Consider the following 654-nt stretch of genomic DNA (forward strand, 5'->3'; position numbering starts at 1 on the left):
CAAATGCAGGGACAAAAAGATAGCTTTTACAAAGCTAGGTCTGTGGCACAATCAGGTTGAGAATGCGGGCATTGCTTCCTTTGAGAGCGTGGCAAGATCCATTGCAGCACATCACCAATATATACTACACTACTTCGATAACAGAAGCACCAATGCCTCGGCAGAATCTTTCAATGCAAAACTCAAAGCTTTTAGGAGTGTCTTTCGTGGCGTAAGGGACACAACATTCTTCCTGTACAGAGTGATGAAATTATATGCTTAAAAATCTTTACCCCCCAAACTTTCGGTATGATCCGTGAAAGTATGTAAAATGTATGCTTTACTTGAAGTAGCCTTAGTTTGACCCTGCTTTAAGCGGATCAAGCTGAATCCTTGGGGGGGAATACTAAAAATTTCTTAGTTTAGCATCTTTAAAACAGTTATCCCTTGCAAGAAGCCGAACGTAAATTACTATCCTTGTTGATGCCCGAAGGGCTTTTGGAATACTTTCAGATCATAGAAGTCGATCAGGTCGACAATCAGCTCCATATTTATTTAGATGAACTTAATATTGCTCCGACAGGCTATGAGAACAACAGGTTGGAGTCAAAGGGCTTCATGCCTTCCACCGAGATCTCGGACTTTCCCATTCGAGGCCAGAAAGTTACGCTACAT

At 41.7% G+C, this 654-nt stretch carries 2 protein-coding genes; both read left to right on the plus strand.

Annotated features, from left to right (window positions below):
• On the plus strand, positions 1 to 262 hold a 262-nt coding region (locus tag CRJ00_RS02605; RefSeq protein ID WP_144038071.1), incomplete at its 5' end, for a transposase.
• Positions 263 to 426: 164 nt separating this feature from the next.
• Positions 427 to 654, plus strand: a 228-nt coding sequence (locus CRJ00_RS02610) for an ISAon1 family transposase N-terminal region protein (RefSeq protein ID WP_441347596.1), incomplete at its 3' end; no start/stop codon positions are given.

The organism is Sphingobacterium sp. 1.A.4 (assembly GCF_002734245.1).
GTDB lineage: Bacteria > Bacteroidota > Bacteroidia > Sphingobacteriales > Sphingobacteriaceae > Sphingobacterium > Sphingobacterium tenebrionis.